We start from the raw sequence: 275 nt of genomic DNA on the forward strand, positions 1-275 counted from the left end.
TTATTATGTTCAGCACCTTGTCACGCAGTATGGTGCACTTACGGTATTGGCATGGCTCTGTGTAATTACAGCGTTCATGTTTTTATTGAGAAACATTTTCAGATATCTGGGATCTTTTTTGCTGATCAATTATCGTGTAGGCGTTACCAAAGATCTTCGTGGCGCAATGTACAGAAAAATACTTTCCCTTCCGGTTGCTTTCTTCACAGAAAGCAGAAAAGGGGATCTGATGTCTCGTATGTCGAATGACGTAGGAGAAGTAGAAGGAAATATTT

General features: G+C 40.0%; 1 protein-coding gene. It reads left to right on the plus strand.

Annotated elements, in window-relative coordinates:
* Positions 1-46 precede the first annotated feature (46 nt).
* The coding region (locus tag ACPYOJ_RS35315) for an ABC transporter transmembrane domain-containing protein (protein WP_481420382.1) at positions 47-275 on the plus strand (229 nt) is incomplete at its 3' end.

Source organism: Rhizobium sp. SVR5-9E, assembly GCF_056755095.1.